Source organism: Mesorhizobium sp. M7A.F.Ca.US.006.04.2.1 (genome assembly GCF_004022915.1).
In the GTDB taxonomy this organism is placed as follows: domain Bacteria; phylum Pseudomonadota; class Alphaproteobacteria; order Rhizobiales; family Rhizobiaceae; genus Mesorhizobium; species Mesorhizobium ciceri.
Window position 1 is genome coordinate 1 of sequence record NZ_RZQA01001601.1, and the last position, 526, is coordinate 526.

Sequence of the window (526 nt, forward strand, 5' to 3'; positions counted from 1 at the left end):
CCATCGTATTGGGGCCGCGCGCCAATGTGGTCAATCTTGAGTTTCATTCGGAACAGGAGCCGAACCCCGCAAGCAGACTGACGTTGGTGAGCGAACGCGACCGATTGGGTATGCCGAAGCTGCGCGTCGATTGGAAAACCACGAGCAACGATCTCCAAAGCATCGCGCGCGCCTATCGACTGCTCGGTTGGAAGCTGGAGAAGATCGGAGCTACCATTTCAGGATTTGAACCTGGCCATGTGATCGAAATGGCAGACAAATCAGGCGCCATGGACGGTCATCACCTCGGTACCACGCGAATGTCTGCGAGCCCGACCGATGGGGTTGTTGACGCTGAATGCCGAGTTCATGGACTGATGAACCTGCACATCGCGGGCGGCTCGGTTCTGGCAACATCCAGCCAGGCGAATCCCACCTTGACGATCTTGGCCCTTGGGCTCCATCTCGCGGACAGGCTTCGCCGGTGATGATCACACCGGCAGCTGCTGAGTGACTGCGCCCAACTCGCGCCTAACGTGGGCTGCTT

At 58.7% G+C, this 526-nt stretch carries 1 protein-coding gene; it reads left to right on the plus strand.

What is annotated here, in order from left to right:
* A partial coding sequence (locus EN925_RS38960; RefSeq protein ID WP_245487494.1) for a GMC family oxidoreductase occupies nucleotides 1–467 on the plus strand: 467 nt, incomplete at its 5' end.
* Nucleotides 468–526: the final 59 nt, after the last annotated feature.